The sequence below is a fragment of the Propionivibrio sp. genome (genome assembly GCF_029255185.1).
GTDB lineage: Bacteria > Pseudomonadota > Gammaproteobacteria > Burkholderiales > Rhodocyclaceae > Propionivibrio.
Window position 1 is genome coordinate 14,889 of the sequence record NZ_JAPUVO010000095.1, and the last position, 23,674, is coordinate 38,562.

The 23,674-nt window shown below is 59.7% G+C and carries 24 protein-coding genes, 1 CRISPR repeat array and 1 riboswitch; of the genes, 12 read left to right on the forward strand and 12 right to left on the reverse strand.

What is annotated here, in order from left to right:
• Positions 1-20: 20 nt before the first annotated feature.
• A complete protein-coding gene (gene cutA / locus Q1J43_RS07455) occupies positions 21-356 on the forward strand; it encodes a divalent-cation tolerance protein CutA (protein WP_301101812.1) in 336 nt (111 codons plus the stop codon).
• A complete protein-coding gene (gene dsbD / locus Q1J43_RS07460; protein ID WP_301101851.1) occupies positions 356-2,119 on the forward strand; it encodes a protein-disulfide reductase DsbD in 1,764 nt (587 codons plus the stop codon). Before cutA ends, dsbD begins: the two co-directional genes overlap by 1 nt.
• Before the next feature lie 24 nt (positions 2,120-2,143).
• Here the strand turns inward: dsbD and Q1J43_RS07465 are convergent, their stop codons facing one another.
• The 5 genes from Q1J43_RS07465 to Q1J43_RS07485 all read right to left on the reverse strand — a co-directional run bounded on the left by Q1J43_RS07465 (position 2,144) and on the right by Q1J43_RS07485 (position 5,498).
• Complete coding sequence (locus Q1J43_RS07465; protein WP_301101813.1) at positions 2,144-2,404, reverse strand: TIGR02647 family protein; 261 nt, start codon at positions 2,402-2,404, stop codon at positions 2,144-2,146.
• Between the two features lie 63 nt (positions 2,405-2,467).
• Positions 2,468-4,030, reverse strand: a complete 1,563-nt coding sequence (locus Q1J43_RS07470) for a protein adenylyltransferase SelO (protein WP_301101852.1) — start codon at positions 4,028-4,030, stop codon at positions 2,468-2,470.
• Between the two features lie 68 nt (positions 4,031-4,098).
• Positions 4,099-4,674, reverse strand: a complete 576-nt coding sequence (locus Q1J43_RS07475; protein WP_301101814.1) for a TMEM165/GDT1 family protein — start codon at positions 4,672-4,674, stop codon at positions 4,099-4,101.
• 264 nt (positions 4,675-4,938) lie between these two features.
• On the reverse strand, positions 4,939-5,283 hold the full coding sequence (locus Q1J43_RS07480) for a cell division protein ZapA (RefSeq protein WP_301101815.1): 345 nt from the start codon (positions 5,281-5,283) through the stop codon (positions 4,939-4,941).
• Between the two features lie 8 nt (positions 5,284-5,291).
• Complete coding sequence (locus tag Q1J43_RS07485) at positions 5,292-5,498, reverse strand: hypothetical protein (RefSeq protein WP_301101816.1); 207 nt, start codon at positions 5,496-5,498, stop codon at positions 5,292-5,294.
• A 141-nt stretch (positions 5,499-5,639) separates the two neighbouring features.
• Positions 5,640-5,857: riboswitch (cobalamin riboswitch) on the forward strand.
• 145 nt (positions 5,858-6,002) lie between these two features.
• Here Q1J43_RS07485 and Q1J43_RS07490 point away from each other — a divergent pair.
• The 3 genes from Q1J43_RS07490 to Q1J43_RS07500 are packed head-to-tail and all read left to right on the forward strand — an operon-like array spanning position 6,003 to position 9,732.
• A complete protein-coding gene (locus Q1J43_RS07490) occupies positions 6,003-7,955 on the forward strand; it encodes a TonB-dependent receptor (protein WP_301101817.1) in 1,953 nt (650 codons plus the stop codon).
• Between the two features lie 6 nt (positions 7,956-7,961).
• Entirely contained in the window at positions 7,962-8,951 is a 990-nt protein-coding gene (locus tag Q1J43_RS07495; RefSeq protein ID WP_301101818.1) for an iron ABC transporter permease, read from the forward strand.
• 1 nt (position 8,952) lies between these two features.
• Positions 8,953-9,732, forward strand: coding sequence for an ABC transporter ATP-binding protein (locus tag Q1J43_RS07500; protein ID WP_301101819.1), 780 nt, complete (start codon positions 8,953-8,955; stop codon positions 9,730-9,732).
• 57 nt (positions 9,733-9,789) lie between these two features.
• Here the strand turns inward: Q1J43_RS07500 and Q1J43_RS07505 are convergent, their stop codons facing one another.
• Positions 9,790-10,239: a rhodanese-like domain-containing protein gene (locus tag Q1J43_RS07505; RefSeq protein WP_301101820.1), complete on the reverse strand. Its 450-nt coding sequence runs from the start codon at positions 10,237-10,239 to the stop codon at positions 9,790-9,792.
• Positions 10,240-10,410: 171 nt separating this feature from the next.
• On the opposite strand from Q1J43_RS07505, the gene Q1J43_RS07510 reads away from it, so the two are divergent.
• The 7 genes from Q1J43_RS07510 to Q1J43_RS07540 are packed head-to-tail and all read left to right on the forward strand — an operon-like array spanning position 10,411 to position 18,165.
• The gene (locus tag Q1J43_RS07510) at positions 10,411-11,424 is read left to right on the forward strand and encodes a stage II sporulation protein M (RefSeq protein WP_301101821.1); all 1,014 of its coding nucleotides are present in this window, start codon (positions 10,411-10,413) and stop codon (positions 11,422-11,424) included.
• On the forward strand, positions 11,414-13,000 hold the full coding sequence (locus Q1J43_RS07515; RefSeq protein ID WP_301101822.1) for a DUF4129 domain-containing protein: 1,587 nt from the start codon (positions 11,414-11,416) through the stop codon (positions 12,998-13,000). The genes Q1J43_RS07510 and Q1J43_RS07515 overlap by 11 nt, the downstream gene beginning before the upstream one ends.
• Positions 12,997-14,175: a DUF4350 domain-containing protein gene (locus tag Q1J43_RS07520; protein WP_301101823.1), complete on the forward strand. Its 1,179-nt coding sequence runs from the start codon at positions 12,997-12,999 to the stop codon at positions 14,173-14,175. The genes Q1J43_RS07515 and Q1J43_RS07520 overlap by 4 nt, the downstream gene beginning before the upstream one ends.
• Before the next feature lie 37 nt (positions 14,176-14,212).
• Complete coding sequence (locus Q1J43_RS07525) at positions 14,213-15,190, forward strand: MoxR family ATPase (protein ID WP_301101824.1); 978 nt, start codon at positions 14,213-14,215, stop codon at positions 15,188-15,190.
• 8 nt (positions 15,191-15,198) lie between these two features.
• A complete protein-coding gene (locus tag Q1J43_RS07530; protein WP_301101825.1) occupies positions 15,199-16,512 on the forward strand; it encodes a DUF58 domain-containing protein in 1,314 nt (437 codons plus the stop codon).
• Between the two features lie 23 nt (positions 16,513-16,535).
• The gene (locus tag Q1J43_RS07535) at positions 16,536-17,357 is read left to right on the forward strand and encodes a BPSS1780 family membrane protein (protein ID WP_301101826.1); all 822 of its coding nucleotides are present in this window, start codon (positions 16,536-16,538) and stop codon (positions 17,355-17,357) included.
• A 52-nt stretch (positions 17,358-17,409) separates the two neighbouring features.
• On the forward strand, positions 17,410-18,165 hold the full coding sequence (locus tag Q1J43_RS07540; RefSeq protein ID WP_301101827.1) for an RDD family protein: 756 nt from the start codon (positions 17,410-17,412) through the stop codon (positions 18,163-18,165).
• Between the two features lie 112 nt (positions 18,166-18,277).
• A CRISPR array of direct repeats spans positions 18,278-19,964; the repeat unit is 37 nt; unit sequence GTTTCAATCCTCGCCCCTCGTTGCCGAGGGGCGCGTC.
• 192 nt (positions 19,965-20,156) lie between these two features.
• On the opposite strand, the gene cas2 is transcribed toward Q1J43_RS07540, so the two are convergent.
• From cas2 to cas7c, 6 genes are read right to left on the reverse strand one after another with little or no spacing between them, the layout of a single operon-like run.
• Entirely contained in the window at positions 20,157-20,447 is a 291-nt protein-coding gene (cas2, locus tag Q1J43_RS07545; protein ID WP_301101828.1) for a CRISPR-associated endonuclease Cas2, read from the reverse strand.
• Positions 20,448-20,452: 5 nt separating this feature from the next.
• Entirely contained in the window at positions 20,453-21,484 is a 1,032-nt protein-coding gene (gene cas1c, locus Q1J43_RS07550) for a type I-C CRISPR-associated endonuclease Cas1c (protein WP_301101830.1), read from the reverse strand.
• 2 nt (positions 21,485-21,486) lie between these two features.
• Complete coding sequence (cas4, locus tag Q1J43_RS07555) at positions 21,487-22,125, reverse strand: CRISPR-associated protein Cas4 (RefSeq protein ID WP_301101832.1); 639 nt, start codon at positions 22,123-22,125, stop codon at positions 21,487-21,489.
• A gap of 6 nt (positions 22,126-22,131) precedes the next feature.
• Positions 22,132-22,497 carry a DUF5615 family PIN-like protein gene (locus tag Q1J43_RS07560; RefSeq protein WP_301101834.1) on the reverse strand — a complete coding sequence of 122 codons (366 nt, stop codon included), beginning with the start codon at positions 22,495-22,497 and terminating at the stop codon, positions 22,132-22,134.
• On the reverse strand, positions 22,478-22,732 hold the full coding sequence (locus Q1J43_RS07565; protein WP_301101835.1) for a DUF433 domain-containing protein: 255 nt from the start codon (positions 22,730-22,732) through the stop codon (positions 22,478-22,480). The genes Q1J43_RS07560 and Q1J43_RS07565 overlap by 20 nt, the downstream gene beginning before the upstream one ends.
• Before the next feature lie 42 nt (positions 22,733-22,774).
• Positions 22,775-23,674 carry a type I-C CRISPR-associated protein Cas7/Csd2 gene (gene cas7c / locus Q1J43_RS07570; protein ID WP_366141860.1) on the reverse strand — a complete coding sequence of 300 codons (900 nt, stop codon included), beginning with the start codon at positions 23,672-23,674 and terminating at the stop codon, positions 22,775-22,777.

Genomic DNA, 23,674 nt, shown 5'->3' on the forward strand with positions numbered 1-23,674 from the left:
GATCAGGGTAAAATCCCGGCATGAAGATGCTGCTTGTACTGACCAATCTGCCGGATCGGGCAACCGCAGAAACCCTGGCGGCAGCGCTTGTCGAAAACCGGCTCGCTGCCTGCGTCAACATCCTGCCACCATGCCAATCGGTCTATCAGTGGAAGGGCGCCGTCGAGACGGCTGACGAGGTGCCACTGCTCATCAAGACGACCGAAGCGCGCTATGCGGCAATCGAGGACGCAATCCGCGCACGGCATCCGTATGAAACGCCAGAAATCATCGCCGTACCTGTCGTCTGCGGCCTGCCCAGCTATCTTGGCTGGGTGGCGGCAGAAACCCAGATCGACCACTGGCCCTCGTCATGATGCGCCAGTCCTTCCGTTGGCTGGCCCTTGCTCTGATACTGCTTGGCTCCGCTGTTAATGCCGAGGATTTGCTGCATCCCTCGATGGCGTTCAGACCTTCTGCCAGACCGCTTGACGGTCAGACGATCGAGGTCCGTTTCGAGATTGCCAAGGGCTACTATCTTTATCGCAACAAGTTTCGTTTTTCCGCCGAGCCGGCTGGCGTGCAATCGGGACCACCCACCTTGCCGAAGGGCAAGGAAAAAGTGGATGAGACTTTCGGTAAGGTCGAGGTCTATTACGGGGAAGTCCTGATTCACCTGCCGGTCGTGCGTAACAGTTCAGGCCCGCTGCCGCTGACCTTGAACATTAGCTCGCAGGGTTGCGCCGACGCGGGGGTCTGTTATCCACCGCAAAAACAGTCGCTTGGGCTTGAACTGCCAGACCCCTCCGCAGCGCCGGTGACTGTGACTGCGTCCGGCGGCAACGAATCTGGCCGCATCGCGCAACTACTGAAAAATGCCGAACTGTGGCTGGTGATTCTGAGTTTTTTCGGTTTCGGCCTGCTGCTCGCGCTGACGCCCTGCGTTTTCCCAATGCTGCCCATTCTCTCCGGCATCATCGTCGGCGCCGGCCGTGACGGCCACGGCGTATCGCATGCACGCGGCTTTGCGCTCTCGCTGGCCTATGTCCTTGGCATGGCGATTACCTACGCGGCGGCTGGCGTCGCCGCCGGACTGACCGGAACGCTGCTCTCGTCCACCCTGCAAAACCCCTGGGTGCTTGGCAGCTTCGCGCTGATTTTCATCGTGCTGTCCTTGTCCATGTTCGGTTTCTACGAACTGCAGTTGCCGACGTTTCTGCAAAGCAAAGTGTCGGAAGAGGCGGCTCACCTCAAGGGCGGTTCGCTGCCGGGCGTCGCCGCCATGGGGGCGCTCTCGGCAATCATCGTCGGCCCTTGTGTCGCTGCCCCGCTGGCCGGTGCCCTGCTCTACATCGGACAAAGCGGCAATGCACTGCTCGGCGGCATGGCCCTGTTCTTCATGGCGCTCGGTATGGGGATGCCGCTGCTGGCTATCGGCCTCTCGGCCGGAACGCTGCTACCCAAATCCGGTCCGTGGATGATGGCCGTCAAGAAGGTTTTCGGCGTCATCCTGCTGGCCACGGCGCTGGGAATCGTCGCACCGGTCATTCCGGTTGGCGTTGAAATGGCGGCCTGGGCATTGCTGCTGATCGTTCCGGCGATCTTTCTGCATGCCGTCGATCCACTGCCGGCGCACGCCAGGAGTGGCCAGCGTTTCTGGAAAGGCATCGGGATGGTCATGCTGATTGCCGGCGCGGCGATGCTGGTCGGCGCCCTCTCCGGCGCCCGTGACCCCTGGCAGCCGCTTTCCGGATTGCGTAGCGGCAATTCGCCGAGCGAAAGCCGGCGCCTGCCTTTCGAGCGCATCCGTTCACTCGCCGAACTCGATTCGCGCATCAAGGCGTCAGGCAAACCCGTGATGCTCGATTTCTACGCCGACTGGTGCGTGTCGTGCAAGGAGATGGAGCGCTATACCTTCTCCGACGCCCGTGTGCAGCAGAAACTGGTCGGCTGGACCTTACTACAGGCCGATGTCACCGCCAACTCGGATGAGGACAAAGCGCTGTTAGCGCGCTTCAAGCTGTTCGGCCCACCCAGCATCATCTTCTTTGACGCGCAAGGGCGGGAAAGCGAGGCCGTTCGCGTAACCGGCTTCCAGAACAGCGAGGTGTTTTTGGCAACGCTTTCACGCCTGAACTGATCGGCCCAAGCACCGCGGCATTCCTCAGCGGGCGGCCACGGACGCGGCAACACCCGTAGTCAGAAAACCGAGCATCGCCTGCGCGTGCTCGGCCGCTTCCCGCCCGAGGCTGGTCAAGTATCCGCCGTCAGCCTGTGTAATCAGCCCCTTGGCGTGTAGGCGGGCAACCGCATGAATCACCTGGGCATCGGCCGTCTTGTGCACCTTGATGCCGTTCTGACCACTTTCCAGATCAAAACGGATCAGGGTATTGAGTTCATCGACCAGGTCGGAGGTGTAGGGCATGTCTGTTCCTTAAGGCGCAAAGCCCCATTCTACAAGCTTCTGCACGTGATTTTTTGTGCATTGTCAGGAACTGCACGAAAGCATCGAACACCCGGCCTTGTGGCGTGCCCACTCGGGGCGTAATGCAGCAAAAGACTCGCGTCCTGCTTGTTCGGTGTAGGGATGACGCAGAACGTCGAGCAGTTCGTGGATCATTGCCGGGTCGCCCTGCTCGGCTCGGTCAATCGCCTGCTGGGCCAGATAATTGCGTAACACATAACGCGGATTGGCGGCGTTCATGCGTGCCACCCGAGATTCTTCGGACTCGTTATCGGAGCGCATGCGGCTGGCCCAGCGTGCCAGCCAGGCTGTCAAATCAGCCTCGTGCCGAGCAAACAGTTCTGCACGATAAAAGGCGTCGCGCAGCGTGGCCAGTTCCGGCGCCTCAATATCGACCAGCGCCAGACGACGGAAGAACGAAGTCATATCGACCTCGGCACCGTGCAGCAGGGTAAAACCATCCTCAATCAGCACGGCATCCGGCTCGCGCCATGCGACAAAGCCAAACTTAGCGGCAAACGTTTCGCGAAAGCCAGCGTTATAGCATTCGTCATAGCGTTCAAATCCGAGCGCCAGTGCGCCGGGTTCGGGCGCGATCTGGGCCAACGCTTCGGCCAGCCGCTCAAGATTCCAGCGCGCGATTTCGGGCTGGCGACCGAAGCAGTAACGCCGGCCGGCAGCGTCCGTCGTATTGGGCGTCCATCCGGGGTCGAAATCGTCGACCCACCCGTAGGGACCGTAATCAATGGTCAGTCCGAGAATCGACATATTGTCGGTGTTCATTACCCCATGCACGAAGCCGACGCGCATCCAGTGCACCATCAGGCGAGCCGTGCGTTCGCAGATTTCGACAAACCAGCGCCACAGTCGCTCGACCTCCGAGGCCGCCATCATTTCGGGGAAGTCGCGGGCGATGGTGAAATCCACCAGTTGGCGCAACAACACTGCATCACCGCGTGCGGCGGGCAGCTCGAAATGCCCGAAACGGATGAATGAAGGGGCAACGCGGCAGACCACGGCGCCCGGTTCTTCAACCGGATTGCCATCGTAGAACATGTCGCGCACCACCGCTTCACCCGTCGTCACCAGCGACAGGGCGCGCGTCGTCGGTACGCCAAGGTAATGCATGGCCTCGCTACATAAAAACTCACGGATCGACGAGCGCAGGACGGCGCGGCCATCGGCGTGGCGTGAATACGGCGTTGGCCCGGCCCCCTTGAGCTGTAGCTCGAATCGTTGTCCGGCGCGGTTGACAGTCTCGCCGAGAAAGATCGCCCGACCATCGCCCAGTTGCCGCGCCCAGGATCCAAACTGATGGCCACCATAACAGGTAGCATAGGCCGTCATTCCCGGTAACAGGGCGTTGCCGGCCAGCGCCGCGACCCACGCCGGTGAGCTTAACTCGTGCTCGTCAAGACCAAGCTCTTGCGCCATCTCACGGGAATGGGCGAGCAAGCACGGCGCGACAACCGGCGTTGGCATGACTGGCGACCAGAGCGCGCCGAGCACTTGGCGTGGATGATTGCGCACGTCGCCATCGCCAGGCAGTTCGCGCACCAGGCGGTTGTCAAAATGCAGCATCGGGATTCTCGGCAGCGCAGGGTGGTCACTCTAGGGCACGCACTGCCGCGACAAGTTCCCTGCCGCGCGCAAACTCAAAAGCCGAAGCGCTCTCCAACTCCAAGCAAGGTCGCCACACCGAGCAGGGCAAAAATGGCGGCAGCGATGGAATGTACGGCGCGTACCGGCATGCGCTCGGCGATGCGGTCGCCGAGCAAAACCGCAGGTACGTTGGCGATCATCATGCCCAACGTCGTTCCGGCCACCACCTGAATCACGGAATGGTACTGCGCTGCCAGTGCGACGGTGGCGACCTGCGTCTTGTCACCCATTTCGGCAATGAAGAAGGCGATCAACGTGGTGCCGAAAACACCGAAACGCGCAAGCTTGGCGTCCTTCTCGTCGAACTTGTCGGGGATCAGCGTCCACAGCGCCATGGCGATGAATGAAACACCAAGCACCCAGCGCATCGTCTCCGGCCCGATCTGCGTGGTAATCCAGGAGCCCAGCACGCCAGCAAAGGAGTGGTTGATCAGCGTTGCGATCAGGATGCCCAGGACAATGGGGAGCGGTTTGCGAAACTTCGCAGCCAGGATAAAAGCCAGCAACTGGGTTTTGTCGCCTATTTCGGCCAGCGCCACGATGCCCGTGGAAACGAGGAATGCTTCCATCGATCAAACTCTTTGCTGGTCGGCACCATAAAAAAACAGCGCGGAAAACAAATTTCCGCGCTGTCGAATAAAGCCCCCGCGAATGCCGTTAGGCCGGCATCCTGAACCGGAGTTCAGTTGAGTCACTTTCCTTCCGCATCAGGCCCACCCGACATACGGGGCAGGCACAACAGCAGCTTCAATGGTTCGTGACCGACGCCAATTAACATTGGTTCAAGGAATATATGGCCTTGACAAACACCGCAGGGAACAACTGTCGGAGGCTTAGAGCAACTTGTCCTGCGGTGCGAGCACCGCCTCAAGCCGTGCCTCCATGGCAGAAATTCTACGCTTTACGGTGCCGAAGTCCAGCCCTATTTCTGCCCCGGGACTTTGCGGGATTTCATTGGCCGGGTGCTTCTGCGAGAGATGTTCGTGAGCGATGTTCAGGGCCGCCATGACGGCAATGCGCTCGGAGATATTGCTCTTGGTTTTTTCGGCAATTTCATGCATTTTTTCATCAACATAGGTGACAGCGTTCAACAGTGCGTCGTGCTCTGCTGGCGGGCAGGCAACACGGTACTCCTTGCCGAGCAACATGATGTCCAGATAGTTGGCTTCTTTGGGCATGGTCACATTCAGACGGCGGCTTTGGCTTCCGGCAATTGCTGGGCGAGATGTTCAAGCCGACCGCGTGCCGACTCCATACGCTGCGCAAGATTCCCCCGGTCACTCTCGACAGTGCTCAGTTGTTGCCTGAGCTGCGCATTCTCGGCACGCAATGTGCGGCAAAGCGACACCACCTGGGCGACCTTACTCTCGAGCGCGTTGAGTTCGTTAAGCATGCCCCGGACTATAATTTCAAAAACCAAGTGGAGTCAAGGGCTAAGCATCGGTTTTAAATGTGATTTATTTCAAACGACCCGCCTGGCCGAACGGTACCAATGCGCTTTGTGCTACAATCGACGGCCTCCGCTGCTGGTTCAGGGCGGAAAACGTGCAAGGTGCCGCAACGCAGGGTTTTCAATATTCTCTGCCGCGGTTAAACGGGAAACAGGTGCATGTCATTAAGACACCATGCCTGTGCTGCCCCCGCAACGGTAAGCGAGTGAGGATGTGTCGGAGTGCCACTGGGCAACAGCCTGGGAAGGCGACACATCAAGACTCGTGAGCCCGGATACCGGCCTTCGCACATTTAGACGGAAGTGCCGCGGGGAGGCGGACACGGTATGCATTGCTCAGCTGACCAACGCGCGCGCTCATCTCGACAGTTTTCCCTTTTTGTGCACTTCCGATTTTTTAGCTCGCCGACTTGCGGGGACGCTTGTCGGCATCGGGAGAAATCTGTCATGCACCCACGCTATTCCTTTACCCTTGCCTTGCTTGCCGCTTTCCCGGCTATCGCCGCCGATAAGGAAGCCGAAACCGTTGTCGTAACCGCCACTCGTTTTAGCGAAGTCGCCCCCGGCGTAGCGGCCAACGTCAGTGTCATTACCCGTCAGGATATTAGCAATACGCCCGCCCAGAACCTGCCTGATGTGCTCAGCACCCGGGCAGGTATCGATGTTCGCCAGATTGGCGGAGCGATGGGCCGGGACGCTGTGGTCGATATGCGTGGCTTTGGCGCGACCGCGACCAGCAACACTTTGATTCTGGTTGACGGCTTGCGCGTCAATCCCGTCGATATGGGCGGCATCATCTGGTCGGCCATTCCTCTTGATAGCGTCGAGCGAATCGAGATCATGCGCGGGTCGGGAACCGTTCTCTACGGTGACGGTGCGAGCGGCGGGGTAATCAACATCATCACCAACAAATCCGGCAGCCCGGTGGCCGGCGTCACTGCCACGCTAGGTGATTTTGGCTACAAGGGTAGCGAAGTCCAACTGGGCAACGGCAACGACACGGCCTACTACAACCTTTTCGTCAACTATGCCGCTGCCGATGGCTATCGGAAAAACAGCCAGCAGGACCAGCAATCTGCCAATGGCCGTGTCGGATGGCTGCTTGATGGCGGCGAAGTGTATACCGACTTTGCCATTTACAAGGAATCCGCCGGACAACCCGGCTCCGTTTTCACCGCCGCCTACCGCGACGATCCGCGCAGCACGCGAACTCCGCACAACAGCGAAAGCCGTGATGGCTACCGCATTCGTCCTGGCGTCTCATACCGTTTGCATGATCGTCTGACGCTTGAAGGGGAATTCGCTTTCGATCATCAGCAACTTAACACGAAATATTTTTCCGCTTTCGGTGCGACGGCCAGCGACCGTTTGCGTGATACCAACTCCCTGACCCCGCGCCTACGCTGGCGTCACGATCTTGTCGCCCTGCCGAGTGAAACCGTGTTCGGCTATGATTATTACGATGGCAAGGTTACGTCGGACAACACGGGTTTCGCCAACCAGGGTGCTGCGCAGGAAAGCTCGGCTTTTTACATGCAGAACATTACGAAGTTTACGCAAAACCTGAGCCTTACCCTGGGCGGTCGCAACCAGCGCATGAAGCAGAAGGCGCATCAGGATGCTTATGCACCGTTCTTCAGTCCAGCGGTAGTGGGCGAAACCACGCGAACGAAGGATGCCTACGATCTTGGCCTGGCCTACGCCGCTGACGGCTGGCGCATTTACGGCAAGACGGGTACGACTTTTCGCTTTGCCAACGTCGACGAACTCTTCGGTTTCGACGCCTTCTTCAATCCAGTATTCGCCGGAGACATCAAACCGCAACATGGCAGAATCAATGAAATCGGTGGCGATATTGCCGTCGGCCCGGCGAATCTGCGCGCCTCATTTTACCAGCTTGATCTGACCGACGAAATCGGCTTCGATGGCACAGCCAACGTCAATCTTGATCCAACGCGGCGCAAGGGGATTGAGCTTGAAGCCGGCTGGAAAATGACCGACAGTTTGCAAGCCAAGGCAAGCTATACCTATGCGGACGCCCGGTTTCGCGAGGGGGCTTTCTCCGGAAATGCCATTCCGCTGGTGCCGCGCGACCAGGCCAGCGCGCTGTTGACCTGGAATACTGGTCCTACCGGCAGCTATACCGCGGCAGCACGCTACGTCGGCGAACGTCGTTACAGCAGTGATTTTGCCAATACTCGGAGGATGCTTTCGGGCTACACGACGTTTGACATGCAATCGGTATGGAAGCTCAAGCCCTGGAGAATCACGGCCAAGCTCCTTAACGCGCTGGACAGAAAGTATTCGTCGATCGCCGGATATTCGACCTTCTACAGCGATACCTACTACTACCCGGCTGATCGTCGCAGCATCTTCGTTTCCGCACGCTACGACTTCTAGGCCAGCATGCCCACCCGCCGTCGCGCCCTGCTTATTCTCGCCGCCCTCGCCGGGTTGGCGTTACTCGGCATAGCGCTAGCACTAATGGTGGGCAGTATCCCCATTCCGATCAGCGTGGTCGTGTCAGCGCTGTTCGGCGGCGCAGACGGTACGGCCGGCGAGGTCGTGCGCAGCCTGCGTCTGGCGCGCGCGTTGTCCGGTTTTGCCTGCGGCGGATTGCTGGCACTAGCTGGCGCGCTGCTCCAGGTGTTGCTGCGCAATCCGCTGGCCGACCCCTATGTTCTCGGCATTTCCGGAGGCGCTGGGGTGGGCGCCCTGGCAGCCATTCTTCTTGGCTTTGGCCTGGCTGGCGTCAACGGCTCGGCCTTTCTGGGTGCGCTCGCAGCCATGCTGATCGTTTTTGGCCTGGCGCACGGCGATGGCAGTTGGACGCAGACGCGTCTGCTGCTTACCGGCGTCATCGTCGCTTCCGGCTGCGGCGCTGCCGTGGCGCTGATGCTGTCCGTCGCCCCGGACAACAAACTGCGCGGCATGCTTTTCTGGCTGATGGGCGACCTTTCGCAGGCCGATGATCCGCGGCTCGTTCTTGGCATCCTCGCTACCGTCTTGCTGCTCTGCCTGCCTTTTGCCCGCGAACTCAATCTCCTGACGCGTGGTGCGGACATGGCGCAAACCCTTGGCGTCCCGGTTGGCCGCTTGCGCCGCGGTGTTTATCTGCTAGCCTCGCTGGCCACTGCGGCGGCAGTAACACAGGCCGGTGCAATCGGTTTCATCGGCTTGATCGTACCGCATCTGGTTCGGCTGGCCGTGGGCAACGACCAACGTCTGCTACTGCCTGCCTCGGCATTCGCCGGCGGCAGTCTGCTAGTGATCGCCGACACCCTGGCACGGACCATAGTCACCCCGCAGCAACTCCCGGTCGGCGTTCTCACGGCGCTGATCGGGGTGCCGGTTTTTCTTTTTCTCCTCACCCGTGACGCCCGGACAAGGGTCTGAAATGAGCAGCAAAACACCGCTCCTCGAAGCCCGAAAACTCACCGTCAGCATCGGCGGCAAGACCTTTTGCCGCGACCTCGACCTGACCCTGCATGCTGGTGAGCGGCTGGCCATCCTCGGACGCAACGGCGCCGGCAAATCAACCCTGCTTTCAGTCCTCGCCGGACTGCGCGCCGAACAGTCCGGCGAGGTGCTTATCGACGGCCTCAGCTACGCAAGCTTGGGGGCACGCAAGAGCGCGCTCGTTCGTGGCTGGTTGCCGCAGGTGCGCGGCGACGCCTTCGCGTCAACGGTCCTCGAAACGGCTCTGGTCGGCCGCCATCCGCATCTGGACCGCTGGGGCTGGGAAAGCGACAAGGACGCAAAAATTGTCCGCCAAGCCCTGGCCGCCGTCGATCTGACCAGCTACGAACAACGCGACATTCAGACCCTGTCCGGGGGCGAACGTCAGCGACTGGCGATTGCCACACTGCTCGCCCAGGCGCCACAACTGTTCCTGCTTGATGAGCCGATTGCCCATCTCGACTTGAAACACCAGATCGCCATGCTTGAATTGTTTTCCGGTACGGCGCGCGACTGTGGGGCCGCAGTCGCCATGGTGCTGCACGAACCGGCACTGGCCTGGCGCTTTTGCGACCGGGCCTTGCTGATGCATGGCGACGGTCGCACCGAAAGCGGTCCGACCCGGGAAATACTGACCGTCGACCGGCTTTCCGCGCTTTATCAATACCCACTGCAAATGCTGGAATGTGACGGCCGCGTCAGCTTTATTCCCAACTGAGCAGCATCCTCGGCAGGCAACTTCGCCTGCTTTCCGGCCAAGAGCGTCACTGCGCTTTTAGCAACGCGCACCGGGCGCACAAACGACCGTCGCCGTCGTCGCCGCCTGAACCACGGGCCGGCCTTCCCCGGCCCAGGCCTTGAGCCCCTTGTCGGCGTTGTAGACGGTTTTATAGCCGGCCTGCTGCGAGAGAAACTGCGCAGCGGCACTCGATCGCTTGCCGCTACGGCAGACCAGAATCAACGGCTGATCGGGCCTGGCGATCGCCTTGACCTTCTCCAGCCATTGTGGCGGATTGGATTGTCCCTTCTCATCATAAAAGGTGAGCAGCCTGCTGCCGGCAATCACCCCGGTTTCCTGCCATTCGTCCGCAGTACGAATGTCGACCACCGCCACTCCGCTGGCCGCAAGGCGGGCCAGTTCGGCGCTGTCGATGTTGATGACTTCAGCATGCGCCGCCAACGCTGCGAGGCAAAGTAAGGGAAAGGCAAAAAAGTGCTTAATCATGATCACTCCGACAATTATGTTGACAGAGCCATTGTACGGCCCAAAGCTCCGGCGCGTACTCAATGCGGCAAGGTGCACAGGATTTTCAGGGGATGCTCTACAAGACTCCGGCCTTTCAGTAGCGCAGAATCATCCAAACGTCTACGATTCCGAAATCATAACAAGGCGACCATGAAGGAAACTCAGTTTATCCAGCAGCGACAGAGCGATTGGGACGCGTGGGACCGCTGGCTGAGCGCGACAACGAAAAAACCCAAAGCAAAGAAAGCCGTGAAAATGGCAGCAGCGGTGGCGACGCCACCTGCCCTCACGGTCGACGCCCTGCCATCGGCCTTCCGGCGGCTTTGCCAGGACCTTTCGCTGGCGCGCGATCGCAATTACTCAAGCCCACTTGTCCACTCCCTGAACGACCGCGTGCTGGCGGCGCATCAGCGCATTTATGGAGCACGCAAACGCCTCGCCGGGCACTGGCTGGAATTTCTGCTTGCTGGCTTGCCGCGTCTAGTACGCAGCGAATGGCGTTTTGTGTTCACGGCCGCACTGTTTTTTTTCCTGCCATTACTGGCCACACTGGCCCTGCTGCAATGGCACCCGGATGGCGTTTACTTTCTGATGTCGCCGCGCAATGTCGCGCAGTTCGAGGAGATGTACTCACCTACGTCGGTACGGCCTTGGCGCGCCGCCGGCGCGGCGGATGAGCTGACGATGCTGGCTTTTTACATCGCCAACAACGTACGTATCGACTTCCAATGTTTTGCTGGCGGCATCGCCTTTGGCTTGGGCAGCATCTTTTATCTCATCTACAACGGCCTGCTGATTGGCGCTGCGGCCGGTCATCTAACGCAACTAGGTTATATCGAAACCTTCTGGGGCTTTGTTGCCGGCCATAGCGGGCCAGAACTGCTTGGCGCCGTGCTTTCAGGCGCCGCCGGACTGAAGATTGGATTGGCGCTGATCGCCCCTGGTCACAAACGTCGTCTCGATGCACTCAAGGCGGCTGCGCAGGGTGCGGTTCGCCTGCTCTACGGCGCGGCGGCGCTGACCTTTTGCGCCGCCTTTATCGAGGCGCTGTGGTCACCCAACCGCACGCTCCCCTTCGCAGTCAAGATCGGCGCAGGTATTGCCGTATGGGTCATGCTGCTGGCTTATTTTATTTTTTCCGGCCGGAAGTCACATGCAGCTTGATCAACTTGAACTTGCCTTACGCCGGCGCAGTCCGTGGGAAGCGCTCGACCTTGGGCTGGTAATGCTGCGCCACTGGTGCGGCCCGGTTTACCGCATGTGGTGCGTCACCTTCGTTCCTTTCGGGCTACTCGTCCTGGCCCTGCTGTGGCAATGGCCGATAATCGCCACTTTTATCATCTGGTGGTTGAAACCTCTTTTTGACCGCCTTCTGCTCAAGGTCTTTGCTGAAGCCTCGTTCGGCGCGGCGCCCTCGGTGCGCGAAGTCTGGCGGGCGTTGCCCGGGTTATTGCGCCATTCCGGCCTGATTGCCGGCCTGACGTTGCGCCGGTTCAACACCAGACGCTCCTTCGAGCTACCGGTCTGGCAGCTCGAAGGCCAGACCGGCAAGGCTGGCCGTGCACGCCTGCGCGTTCTCTCACGCAAGACGAGCAGTTATGCGTTCTGGCTCATTCTCGTGTGTACGCATATTGTGCTCATCTTCGAATTCGGTCTTGTCGGCCTGGTCAATATGCTGATGCCGTCCGACGGTCTGCCGGCTTTCTCCTGGGCAGACCTTGTCTCGGGCGAATCGAACGACGGGTATAGCCATGTTTTCAATCTGGCCTGGATAGCGGCGGAATCGATTGTCGAACCCTTTTTTGTGGCCGCTGGCTTCTCGCTTTATCTTAACCGGCGCAGCGAACTGGAGGGCTGGGATATTGAAGTGGCCTTCCAGCGCATGAGCGAAAAACACAGACAAGCAGTTTCAACAACGAAATCGGCGCTGGGGCGTGCGGCCATGATTGTCTTGCTCGCTGGCAGTTTGTCGTGGACACTGGTTCATCCAGGTAAAGCCGGAGCCGAAGAAACAAGCGCGTTACCAGTGACCGGGCAAACCGTTGCAACCCTTCCCGAACCAACGCCCAATCCTGCCAAACGGCCGGGCGGTATCATCAGCAAGGCCACGGCAAGTATTCTCGCTGATCCGGTATTCGGTCAGCAGGTCGAGGACTTGAGCTGGCGGCTGCGCCAACAGAAAAACAAGGCTGACCAAGCTGACAAGGCTTACAAAGGGGCTTGGTGGGTAAAGTATCTGCTTCGCATCGCCGATCTGCTGGCCAGGGGAACTCGCAGCCTGATCTACGTGCTTGTCTTTCTTGCCATCGTGGCTTTGCTGGTGGTGATGCACCGTTATCGTTACCTCGTCCTGGGCTTGAACCTACCCGCGAAAAAACCTCTGGAAACGCTCTTCGGTCTTAACCTGTGTCCCGCTTCGCTACCTGATGATATCGCCGGTGCGGCACTGACCGAAGTCGATTCGGGGCGTTACGCGGCGGCGCTGTCACTGCTTTACCGGGGAACTCTGGTCGCGCTGATCCAGCGTCAGCAAATCAAGTTTAGTGCTGGCGATACCGAGGATATTTGCCTGCACCGCGTGGATGGTCGTATCGATGCGCAGGCGGCAAGCTATTTCGCCCAATTGCTCGACGCCTGGAAACGTGCGGCCTACGCCGAAATGCCACCGGACGCAGCCAGCGTCCGCGACCTTTGTCAGCGCTGGGCGCTGCATTTCGCCGGCCGCGGTGAACCCGCATGAACCGCACGGTGATCTGGTCACTCGTCACGATAACCGTGCTGGCAACTCTCGCCGGCCTGTGGTTCCTGGAGAATTTTGAACAAGTGCCCAGCAGCCGCTGGGAGATGCCTCAGAAAGAAGCCCGACGCAACCCTTATCTGGCGCTTGAGCGCCTGTTCGAACAGCTCGGTCGCCCGGTCAAACGGATAAATTCGCCACGTTCACTCGACGATTTGCCGGCTAGTGGTGTGCTGATCCTCGACGAAAACCGGCGCCGCAACGTCGCCCCCGAACGCGCCGAGCGCCTGCTCTCCTGGATACACAGTGGCGGCTATCTCATCGTCGCTGCCGAAAATGTGGGGGATGATCCACTGATCGCGAAGCTGGGGCTGAGGCACGACCGGGCCTCCAAGCTGTTATGCGATGCCAGCGATGTTGCCGATATTGGCAACACTGCAAAACCCGAGGCCAGACTCTCGGGCAGGCCGACCTCGATCGAAGTTGGCCTGCCCGACGATGATACCTTGTATCGTATCGAGTGCTCCGGGAGCGGCCTGAGCAGCTCATTGCCGAAACCGGTGTGGCACGCCGGACCGACCGAAAACCGCAATACCTTGCTGCACTTCGTCTGGGGACGCGGACAGATTACTGTTGTTGATGACCTGAAGTTTCTTAACAACCGGGGGATCGGAAAATTCGACCACGCCGAGTTGATCTGGGCGTTATTGAAGCGGTACCAGCCGCAGGGCGAAATCCGCCTGGCCTCGCGCATGGAAATACCGACCCTCCGACAATGGCTGGCCGAATCCGCCTGGATGGTACTGATCAGTGCTGCCGTGCTAATTGCGCTGTGGCTGTGGCGGATCATCCCACGCTTTGGCGGCACGCAGGCAACACCGGTCAGTGAACGCCGGGACCTTACCCAGCATCTCTCAGCCATCGGGCGCAGCGTCTGGCGCGAGGGCGGGATCACGCACTGGCTAACCGTCGTGCGGCAGGCCATCCAAAAACGGCTGGCGTTGCGCCATCCGTACCTGAAACGGCAAGAGGCTTCGGAACAGCGAATCGCGCTGGCCAAACTAGCCGTGTGCAAGACAAAAGACATCTGGTCAGCCCTGACGCCTGGTCAGGCGCAGACGCCCGATCAATTTACCAAGGCTATACAAACCCTGCAGCGCCTCGATCAATGTCTCTAAGCCGAGCAAACCAAACTTACTTTCTGGAATCCCACGTATGAGCACGCTAAACGAAGAACAAACCAAAAAAACAAGCTCGCTGCTGCAAGCCATTCGCGAGGAGTTATCCAAGGCGGTAATCGGCCAGCCGGCGGTGCTTGATGAAGTGCTGATCGGCCTGCTTGCCGGCGCGCACATCCTGCTCGAGGGCGCTCCGGGATTGGGCAAGACGCTGCTGGTCAAGGCGCTGGCCAAAACCTTCTCGGGCGAATTCTCGCGCATCCAGTTCACCCCCGACCTGATGCCTTCGGACGTGATCGGCCACGCCATGTTCGATATGTCGAACAACCAGTTCGTCACCCGCCGTGGCCCGGTGTTCACCAACCTGCTGCTGGCCGACGAAATCAACCGCGCGCCGGCCAAGACGCAATCGGCGCTGCTCGAAGCCATGCAGGAATACCAGGTCACCCTTGAAGGCAACGCCCATCGTCTGCCGCAGCCCTTCATGGTATTGGCGACACAGAACCCCATCGAGCAGGAGGGCACCTACCCGCTGCCGGAAGCGCAGCTCGACCGCTTCCTGCTCAAGATACGCATCGACTACCCGGACGCCAAAGACGAAGTGGCGCTCACCCGCAGCGTGACGAATCGCAACACCGGCGCCGATCTAGTCGTCGACAAGGTCAACACACTGGTCGGCGCCAAGCACATCGAATCGCTGCAAATGGCGACCGCGCTGGTTGATATCGACGAGCGTGTACTCGATTATGCCGTGGCCATTGTTCGGGCAACGCGCGACCATCACGGGTTTTCAAGCGGAGCCGGGCCGCGCGGAAGTATCGCCCTGATCCGCGCCGCGCGTGGCGCCGCATTGCTCGGCGGGCGAAGCTTTGTTACACCCGACGACATCAAACGCGTCGCTCTGCCGGCCCTGCGCCATCGCGTCACCACCTCGCCCGAGGCGGAAATTGAGGGCTTTACCGCTGACACCTTGCTCGTTGCCTTGCTTGATTCAGTGCCGGCGCCACGCGTCTGAACCCCGTGTTGCTTCCTCACCGTAACCTCCTGATCACTGTCGGCCTGTGGCTTGGCAGCGCGGCCGTGGCGATCTGGCTGCCACCGGCGCTCGTGGTCTGGCAAGTCGGCGGCGTCTTGTTGGCGGCTTTGGCACTGGCCGATGCGTTGATTGCCCGGCGCGTCGGCAACCCCTTGAGTGTTGAACGGCGCATGGCGCAAAGCTGGTCGGTGGGCGTGGTGCAAACGATTCGCCTGCACCTGAGTATGGCTAACCCTGACCGCGCCGTGCGCGGAGAGCTCTATGATCGTCATCCGCAAGTCTTTGCGGCTGAGTATTTGCCGCTTTCGTTCAGCATCAAGTCCGGTCAATGGACCGAACTCGCCTATCAACTACACCCCAATGAGCGCGGCGAACATTATTTTGGCCGCGTAGAGCTGCGCCTCATTTCCCCGTTCCGCCTGTGGCAAATCCAATACGATGCCGGCCAGGCCGCTACGGTGCGCGTTTTTCCGAACTTCGCGCGCGTCACCCAGTACGCGCTGCTGGCGACCGACAATCGGCTGTCACAGCTTGGCGTGCTGCGTCACCGACGACGCGGTGAAGGTTCCGATTTCGAGCAACTGCGCGAATACCGACGTGATGACTCTCTGCGCCACGTTGATTGGAAAGCCACATCGCGCCTGCGCAAGCCGATCGTCCGAGAGTATCAGGACGAGCGCGACCAACAGATATTCTTCCTGCTCGACTGCGGCCAGCGCATGCGTAGCCGCGACGATGATCTCTCGCATTTCGATCACACCCTGAACGCCACGCTGTTGCTGGCCTATGTTGCTTTGCGTCAGGGCGATGCCGTCGGCTTCGGCACCTTCGCTCATCCCTCGCCGCGTTTCTTTCGGGCACGCAAGTCGATGGCGACGCTACAGTTGTTGCTAAATGCCACCTACGACCTGCAGCCGACACTGCAAACCCCGGACTACTTCGTTGCCAGCGAAATGCTGTGTCGTCATGTACAGAAACGCTCGCTGGTGATCCTGCTCACCAATTTGCGTGATGAGGATGATTCAACGCTGCAGCCGGCACTCATCCAGTTACGCCGTCGCCACCTCGTGCTGGTGGCCAATCTGCGCGAAACCGGGCTTGGTCAACTCTTAAGCAAGCCAGTCAATGACTTTGACGACGCGCTCAGTTATGCTGCTGCCATCGACTACCGGCAAGCACGACAGACCCAACTTGCGCACCTACGTGCTCAGGGCATTAATGTTCTCGATACCGATCCACCGCAGCTCCCCGTTGCGCTGGTCAATCGATACTGGGAAATGAAACGTAGCGGCACCATTTGATAACCCTTCAGGGAGAACAAATCATGTCTGAATCCCACCTGCCGGAAAATAAGGAGCGTCCGATTCCCGCTGCATGGACCAAAAATCCTTTTCAGGCGCCAACAGCTCACGTAGAGGATGTACGCCCCGATAGCGACGGCCCCTTGCTTGGTGAGCCCAATCGCGTCGGAGCCGGACGTGGCAGCGCCTGGTGGCATGACGGTTGGGGATTGTTCCGTGAAGCCACCGGCTTATGGATCGGCATATCCGTAACGTACATTGTGCTCATCGTGCTTCTCAGCAAGATTGCGTTCGTTGGTCCCCTGTTTACCTACCTGCTCATGCCGCTGGTGAGCGGTGGCTTGATGCTCGGTTGCCGCAGCCTGCAAACCGGCGACGGCCTGAGTTTTGGCCATCTATTCGCCGGTTTTCAGCAAAACTCTGGCCAATTGATCCTGATTGGCGTGCTTAATCTGGTTGGTATCTTTGTCATTGGTCTTGTTGTCGCCTTGGTGATTGGTGGCGGTATCGGCGTTGCCACGATAGGCGGCAACTTCGGCAGAGGCGCCGCCGCATCGACCATCATCATCGGCGTTGTGCTTGGCCTCGGCCTGGGGATTCCTCTGGCCATGTCGATCTGGTTCGCTCCGGCGCTCGTCATACTCAACGATCTCCCGGCAATCAAGGCCATGAAACTAAGCTTCATTGGTTGTTTGCACAATATGCTGCCCTTCCTGCTCTGGGGCATCATAGGATTTGTTCTGGCGATCATCGCCAGCATTCCGATTGCTCTTGGCTGGCTGTTGCTGGTCCCGACAATCAACTGCTCCATCTATGTCGCGTACCGGGATATATTTCTCGATTGAGCTTCCTAGCAGCCGACCTGGTCAAGTCCGACAGTCTGCTAGACTGAGACTGATGACAGCACCCCTTGCCCAGCGACACGCTGCAGCGCTAGACACGGTGCGGCGTGTCGCCACGCCAGAAGGTTGTGAACTCAATCTGCGCATCGCCGGCCCCACGGTGAGGGTGCGCGCCTGGTTATTTGATTTCGCGATCCGGCTGATTCTGTTTGCCGTTGCCGCGATCATCTTGGCGAAGTTTGGTCGCCTGGGTTCTGGCGTCGCCTTACTCCTTGCCTTCATCCTCGAGTGGTTGTATCCGATTATTTGCGAGGTGTATTGGAGCGGCGCCACGCCGGGCAAGAAGTTCTCCAATCTTGTTGTCTTGCATGACGACGGAACGCCCATCGGCTGGGGCGCCTCATTTGCCCGCAATACCCTGCGCGCTGTCGACTTCTTCCCCTTCGGCTACGCCTGCGGCCTGCTCACGATGTGGCTGAACGAAGACAGCAAACGACTCGGCGATCTGCTCGCCGGCACCGTCGTGGTCTATCTTGGCGAGAACCCAGAACCGATTCTCGAGAATGATTATTGTGACGCCGAATTGCCGCCGTTTCCGCTCACGCTGCCTGAGCAACGCGCGCTCGTCGAATACCGTCAGCGTGCCAGCACACTGACCGAAGCACGCGCCTTGGAGCTCGCCGAACTCGCCCTGCCACTGACCGAAGGAATGCGACCCGACGTGGGCAAAGCACGACTATTCGGGATCGCCAATGCACTGCTCGGAAGAAAACGCCAAACTTCTCCATTCACCGCAAGCCGGAATTGGTGATCAGAAAATCCACAACGATTCCGGTAAAGATGCTGGCGCCGATCCGGGCGGTCACCGTCACCGCTGGCGTTGCGCGTCAGTCTGACGAGTCATTTGATCAGGTCATCAAGATGTTTCAATCCTCGCCCCTCGTTGCCGAGGGGCGCGTCTGCATGCTACTGGCGGAGACGGAGGGATTCGAATATGTTTCAATCCTCGCCCCTCGTTGCCGAGGGGCGCGTCGCAAGGTCTGGCGCGCTGCCTATCGGTTTGCCGGGTTTCAATCCTCGCCCCTCGTTGCCGAGGGGCGCGTCCAGGAGACGGAAGCCGTCAATCACCTCGTCATGGAGTTTCAATCCTCGCCCCTCGTTGCCGAGGGGCGCGTCGGACGACGAAATACTCGCAAGGATTCAGTTGGAGGTTTCAATCCTCGCCCCTCGTTGCCGAGGGGCGCGTCGGTCACCTTCGCCATCTGCTCTGACCCATGAGTTGTTTCAATCCTCGCCCCTCGTTGCCGAGGGGCGCGTCAAGCTTAAAGCTGATCAGCGCGCACAGGATAATCAAGTTTCAATCCTCGCCCCTCGTTGCCGAGGGGCGCGTCGACAACGCACAATCGTATTTTCAGACGGCGATACGTTTCAATCCTCGCCCCTCGTTGCCGAGGGGCGCGTCGGAAACCTCGTTTTGTACCGCGCCAATCTCATCAAGTTTCAATCCTCGCCCCTCGTTGCCGAGGGGCGCGTCCGCTTATGTCGAGGGATTTGCCGGCTGCAATGGAGTTTCAATCCTCGCCCCTCGTTGCCGAGGGGCGCGTCCCAGTAACGCCCCTACCTCGGTAGAGCAAAAAACAGTTTCAATCCTCGCCCCTCGTTGCCGAGGGGCGCGTCGTTGTAGGGGCGAACTTGCTGGACGGGGGCGAGGTGTTTCAATCCTCGCCCCTCGTTGCCGAGGGGCGCGTCATCTCAGGTCTGGAAATGCGCACCAATTCCGGGGAGTTTCAATCCTCGCCCCTCGTTGCCGAGGGGCGCGTCCTTGCGGCAGCCTTGTACTGCTCAATTCCTCTGTGTTTCAATCCTCGCCCCTCGTTGCCGAGGGGCGCGTCGGGTCACCTTCGCCATCTGCTCTGACCCATGAATTGTTTCAATCCTCGCCCCTCGTTGCCGAGGGGCGCGTCGTTGCGGCTTGGTCATCAGCGACGTGACCGGGACGTTTCAATCCTCGCCCCTCGTTGCCGAGGGGCGCGTCGAGGGCGGAGTAGGTGCGTTCCTCACAGGGGCGGCGTTTCAATCCTCGCCCCTCGTTGCCGAGGGGCGCGTCCGCCTTCGTTTTCAGACATTTGTGTTACTCCGTTTGAGTTTCAATCCTCGCCCCTCGTTGCCGAGGGGCGCGTCGTTGTATCGTTCTCGATCGCGTACAACGGGCGAGGTTTCAATCCTCGCCCCTCGTTGCCGAGGGGCGCGTCCACCCGTAAGGCGTGGCGTGATTAGTCAGTTCGTCGTTTCAATCCTCGCCCCTCGTTGCCGAGGGGCGCGTCCCGGTCGGAGAAGTCGTTAACTACACCATTGGGATGTTTCAATCCTCGCCCCTCGTTGCCGAGGGGCGCGTCCTATTTCTGCGGGAAGCCGGGTTACCCCCGCATGGTTTCAATCCTCGCCCCTCGTTGCCGAGGGGCGCGTCTCAAGATAGCGCATTTTAAGCGTGGCGCCGGTCGGTTTCAATCCTCGCCCCTCGTTGCCGAGGGGCGCGTCGGGAGACGCACCACTGTAATCCTGTAAGTGGCGATGTTTCAATCCTCGCCCCTCGTTGCCGAGGGGCGCGTCCGTTCGCGTTTAACTGTTTGTGCATGCAGCGATTTTTGCAGGCTCTGCGCGAACTTTGTCGCGAACGGGGTGCTACAGGTGATGCGAAAATAACACGACGCTGATTTTCTGCGTAGGAACAAGCGCATACAAGCAGCGCGAACCCCACGCCAATTCTTGAAAGCTTGGGGTTCGCGCATCGCCATGTCCTGACTACGCAACAAGTGGCGCATCGAAGTCTAACGCACGAAAACGACCGTATTCACGGACTTCACAACCGCGTGATTCGGCAAGGCGGTAAAGACGCAGGCAGTCATGTTCGGTGTTTATTTCTGCCAGCAAACGGCGCTCCAGTTCTTCAAGCTGCATGAGGTCGACCTTGCATTCGAATACCGATTTTTGCACGCGCTGGCCGCTGCCTTCACAGACCTTGGCCACACGTCGCAGCCGGCGCCTGCCCTCGCGGGTTTCGGTATTTACGTCGTAGCACACGATGATCAGCATAGCGTTCAGCGCCCAATGAAAGGAAGGTAGTTCTCCATCTCGCCACGCAGGGTGCGTGCCAGAAAGCGCGCTTGCAGCAACGGCAAGAGGCCAATGGCGACCGGTTGTTCGAGCAGTGGATGCACCAATTCCTCGTGCTTCTTTTCCTGCCAGGCGACGACAACCGTTTTGCGGCCGTTGTCGGCGAGCGTGACGGCACCGCCTTCGTGCTCGGTGAAGTCATCGCGATTCAGTTGCCCACGGTTCACCAGTGTCAGCGCCAGACGATCGGCTACCGGCCGAAATTCTTCCATCAGATCAAGCGCCAGGGCAGCGCGACCCGGGCGCACGGCATGCAGAAATCCGAGTTGTGGATCAAGCCCCACGGACTCCACCGCCGAGCGGCAATCGTTCATGAGCATGGCGTAGAGGAAGGAAAGCAGGGCGTTCATGCGGTCACGCGGCGGTCGGCGGCTGCGACCATCCATGGCGAACACGGCGCGGGCGTCGGCGCGCAGCACAAGATTGAGTCCGGCGAAATACTGGCGAGCGGCTTCGCCCTCAATGCCACGTAGGGTGTCAAGATCAGCTGCTCCTGGCAAAGCACGCAAGGCGGCAGCAAGATCGTCGGCACGTCGCGTCAGGCGATCGCTTTCTTCGCCATCCTTGGTTTCGCGTGCGCCGCGCACGAGTACCTGGCGGGTGTTCTTGATCTTGCCGGCGACAAAGGCACGCGCTATCGCTAGGGTAAAAGCAGGATCACCGGCGTAGGCATGCTGTGCCTGACGCAGCAGGATGTTGCCGGAAACCGGCCCTTCCAGCCGCGCCTTGAAACGACCGTGTTCGCTGAGTAGAACGAGGCTTTTCCCATCGTCCGCCAGTCGGTGCATCAGCGCGGGGGAAACGAGAACATTGCCGAAGACCACCACGCTGCCAAGATGATGCAGCGGTACGCGCAGCCTCGTTTCACGCTCGACTTCGACGCGTACGGTATCGTTGTCCAGGTGGAGATAGGACAGCGGCGTGGTGACGTAGAGCGTGTTGAGCAGGGTTTGCATGCTCACCCTTCTGGGTTGAAAAGTAGGGAGGCGAGGGTTTGTTGGCGCTCATGAGCGGCCAGTGGGGCGGGTTGGCACAGATCGATGAGAGAACATTCGCGGCAGCGTTCGTCGTTGACCGGCGCCGGCAATTTTCCTGCGGCCAGTGCCAGACGGATTGCGCCAACGGTTTCTTCAACCTGCTGTCGCAACGCTATGCTGATCGCCACCTCACGACGACGGTGTGACGTAGCGTGATAGATGGCGCCGACGCTAATCGCCTTACCCGTCATCTCCTCCAGGCACAGCGCCTGCGCCGCCAATTGCAGATCGTCGTGAACGGCCTTCGCGGCCTTGCCTGCCTTTCCTTTGCGGCCGTGCTTGTATTCCACCGGATAAGGCGTGCCATCGGGGAGAAATTCGATGACATCGGCTTTGCCGATCAGACCAAGCCGGTCGCACCACAAGGGCACTGCGCGGGCGGAACGAATACCGGCTCGAGTTTCCACGCCCGGCTCATCAACGCGGGCATGTATCGCCTGCCCGCGCAGGGTGTGCACGTTCTCGGCGAAGGCTTGCTCGGTATGAATCAACATGCACTGGCGAGGGCAATAGCACCAGTGCTGGAGTGCCGAAAGGGGGATGTTGTCGACGTCAGGCATGAGCAGCTACAGGGCCTTCAGCATTGCCCTCACTCGCACTTTGTCGCGAGTAAAAACAACAAATCGGCCAAGGTGGATTTCTGGCTGAGCGAGGAGCGACAGAACCCAATCCGCCGGCTCGGCCGGTTGATAGTGTGGCTCACGCAGCAACACTATCGCTGGCGGCGGCGGTAGATTTAGCTTGAAAACAAGATCGCCGTAGTCACGATCGAAGGTGATGATCCAGCGCTGCTCAGCCACCGCAAGCGCCAGCACGTCGTTGTCCAGCCAGCCAGGACAGGCATCGCGAATCGCCAGCATGTCCAGCCCGGACGCACCTAAAAGACGCGCGGCTGGCGCTGGAAAATTCTCATCAAGCAGCAGTTTTGTCATGCCCCGCCTTGCCGACTGCGACGAAACTCTCCTCCCGGTAAATCTCGGCGACAAAAGATAGCGCCGCCTGTATGTCATCGCGAGTAATGTGCGGATAGGCTGCAACAATATCGTCCATTGACCATCCATCCGCGAGACGATCGATCAACAACTCGACCGAAATTCGCGTGTCCTTGATGCGCGGCTTGCCGAACAGCGTGTCTGGCGTGGCCACAATGCGATCTTTCCATTCCATTTCAAAAACTCCTGATAAGCACCGCTCTCGTCTCTCGTTCGGCTAGCCAACAATACGCACAAGCGCCACGCGGGGAAAGCCGGCCAGCGGCCCCGCTGCCGGTGCGCTGACGGTGAAGTCGGAAAAAGCTCGGGCTGCTATGCTAGGGTCATTCTGCTTCACTTCGATCAGGTCAAAAAGGCTGTGCGCTGGAGCGTCGCCCAGTGCGCCTTCGTGCTTGAAGACGTACAGGCCGCGCGTCGACATTTCTCCCCGCGCCGCCGAGCGATCATGGTCGAACATATCGGTGAGGGAATTCCAAAGGAGTGCAAGGTCTTCTTCGGAGAAGCCAGTCTGATTGGCCAGGTGCGCGGAGACAAAACCGTGGGCGCGATAGAGGCCGTAAGGTACGGTGAATTTGCGTCCCATGGTGCGGTTGTCGCCGCTCTGCTTTTCCGCCTCGGCTTCTGTCGCTACGGCCATGCGGGTGATGGAGTGTTCCATGGCGACAACGGGCGAAATCGAGCGGGCAAAAGTGAGTTGTACCGGACCGCGCACCTGGCCGCAGTTGACACCGAGAGACATGACGGCGCCGAAGGTACGTACGTCGTAGAAATTCTTGCACATCCATTGACGTGCCTCGTCAACCGCGTTGCCGCCTTTGCGCTTTTTGTCGTCGCCCTTCAGCAGATCGGCCTTGCCGATCGCCACGTAAGCTCGCTCGTGCTGCGTGTTGAGTACGGCCTTTTCCTTGACGTAAATCTCGTATGACGGTTGTGCTGCGCGGGTCAGACCAACGAAGTTGCGCACCTTGCGCTTCAGGCACACATCGGTAACCAGCCCGTGCCCGGTTTCAGCATCAAGGCGGGGCAGGTTGCCGGCATCGGGGTCGCCGTTGGGATTGCCGTCTTTTACGTCGAATAGCAGCACGAAGTCGTAACGGTGGTTAAGGCTCATGGTCAT

Excerpts from the sequence above, each read along its gene's own strand:
- cutA (WP_301101812.1), top strand. The coding sequence starts at position 21 with ATGAAGATGCTGCTTGTACTGACCAATCTGCCGGATCGGGCAACCGCA.
- dsbD (WP_301101851.1), top strand. The coding sequence starts at position 356 with ATGCGCCAGTCCTTCCGTTGGCTGGCCCTTGCTCTGATACTGCTTGGC.
- Q1J43_RS07465 (WP_301101813.1), bottom strand. The coding sequence starts at position 2,404 with ATGCCCTACACCTCCGACCTGGTCGATGAACTCAATACCCTGATCCGT.
- Q1J43_RS07475 (WP_301101814.1), bottom strand. The coding sequence starts at position 4,674 with ATGGAAGCATTCCTCGTTTCCACGGGCATCGTGGCGCTGGCCGAAATA.
- Q1J43_RS07480 (WP_301101815.1), bottom strand. The coding sequence starts at position 5,283 with ATGCCCAAAGAAGCCAACTATCTGGACATCATGTTGCTCGGCAAGGAG.
- Q1J43_RS07485 (WP_301101816.1), bottom strand. The coding sequence starts at position 5,498 with ATGCTTAACGAACTCAACGCGCTCGAGAGTAAGGTCGCCCAGGTGGTG.
- Q1J43_RS07490 (WP_301101817.1), top strand. The coding sequence starts at position 6,003 with ATGCACCCACGCTATTCCTTTACCCTTGCCTTGCTTGCCGCTTTCCCG.
- Q1J43_RS07495 (WP_301101818.1), top strand. The coding sequence starts at position 7,962 with ATGCCCACCCGCCGTCGCGCCCTGCTTATTCTCGCCGCCCTCGCCGGG.
- Q1J43_RS07500 (WP_301101819.1), top strand. The coding sequence starts at position 8,953 with ATGAGCAGCAAAACACCGCTCCTCGAAGCCCGAAAACTCACCGTCAGC.
- Q1J43_RS07505 (WP_301101820.1), bottom strand. The coding sequence starts at position 10,239 with ATGATTAAGCACTTTTTTGCCTTTCCCTTACTTTGCCTCGCAGCGTTG.
- Q1J43_RS07510 (WP_301101821.1), top strand. The coding sequence starts at position 10,411 with ATGAAGGAAACTCAGTTTATCCAGCAGCGACAGAGCGATTGGGACGCG.
- Q1J43_RS07515 (WP_301101822.1), top strand. The coding sequence starts at position 11,414 with ATGCAGCTTGATCAACTTGAACTTGCCTTACGCCGGCGCAGTCCGTGG.
- Q1J43_RS07520 (WP_301101823.1), top strand. The coding sequence starts at position 12,997 with ATGAACCGCACGGTGATCTGGTCACTCGTCACGATAACCGTGCTGGCA.
- Q1J43_RS07525 (WP_301101824.1), top strand. The coding sequence starts at position 14,213 with ATGAGCACGCTAAACGAAGAACAAACCAAAAAAACAAGCTCGCTGCTG.
- Q1J43_RS07535 (WP_301101826.1), top strand. The coding sequence starts at position 16,536 with ATGTCTGAATCCCACCTGCCGGAAAATAAGGAGCGTCCGATTCCCGCT.
- Q1J43_RS07540 (WP_301101827.1), top strand. The coding sequence starts at position 17,410 with ATGACAGCACCCCTTGCCCAGCGACACGCTGCAGCGCTAGACACGGTG.
- cas2 (WP_301101828.1), bottom strand. The coding sequence starts at position 20,447 with ATGCTGATCATCGTGTGCTACGACGTAAATACCGAAACCCGCGAGGGC.
- cas1c (WP_301101830.1), bottom strand. The coding sequence starts at position 21,484 with ATGCAAACCCTGCTCAACACGCTCTACGTCACCACGCCGCTGTCCTAT.
- cas4 (WP_301101832.1), bottom strand. The coding sequence starts at position 22,125 with ATGCCTGACGTCGACAACATCCCCCTTTCGGCACTCCAGCACTGGTGC.
- Q1J43_RS07560 (WP_301101834.1), bottom strand. The coding sequence starts at position 22,497 with ATGACAAAACTGCTGCTTGATGAGAATTTTCCAGCGCCAGCCGCGCGT.
- Q1J43_RS07565 (WP_301101835.1), bottom strand. The coding sequence starts at position 22,732 with ATGGAATGGAAAGATCGCATTGTGGCCACGCCAGACACGCTGTTCGGC.
- cas7c (WP_366141860.1), bottom strand. The coding sequence starts at position 23,674 with ATGACCATGAGCCTTAACCACCGTTACGACTTCGTGCTGCTATTCGAC.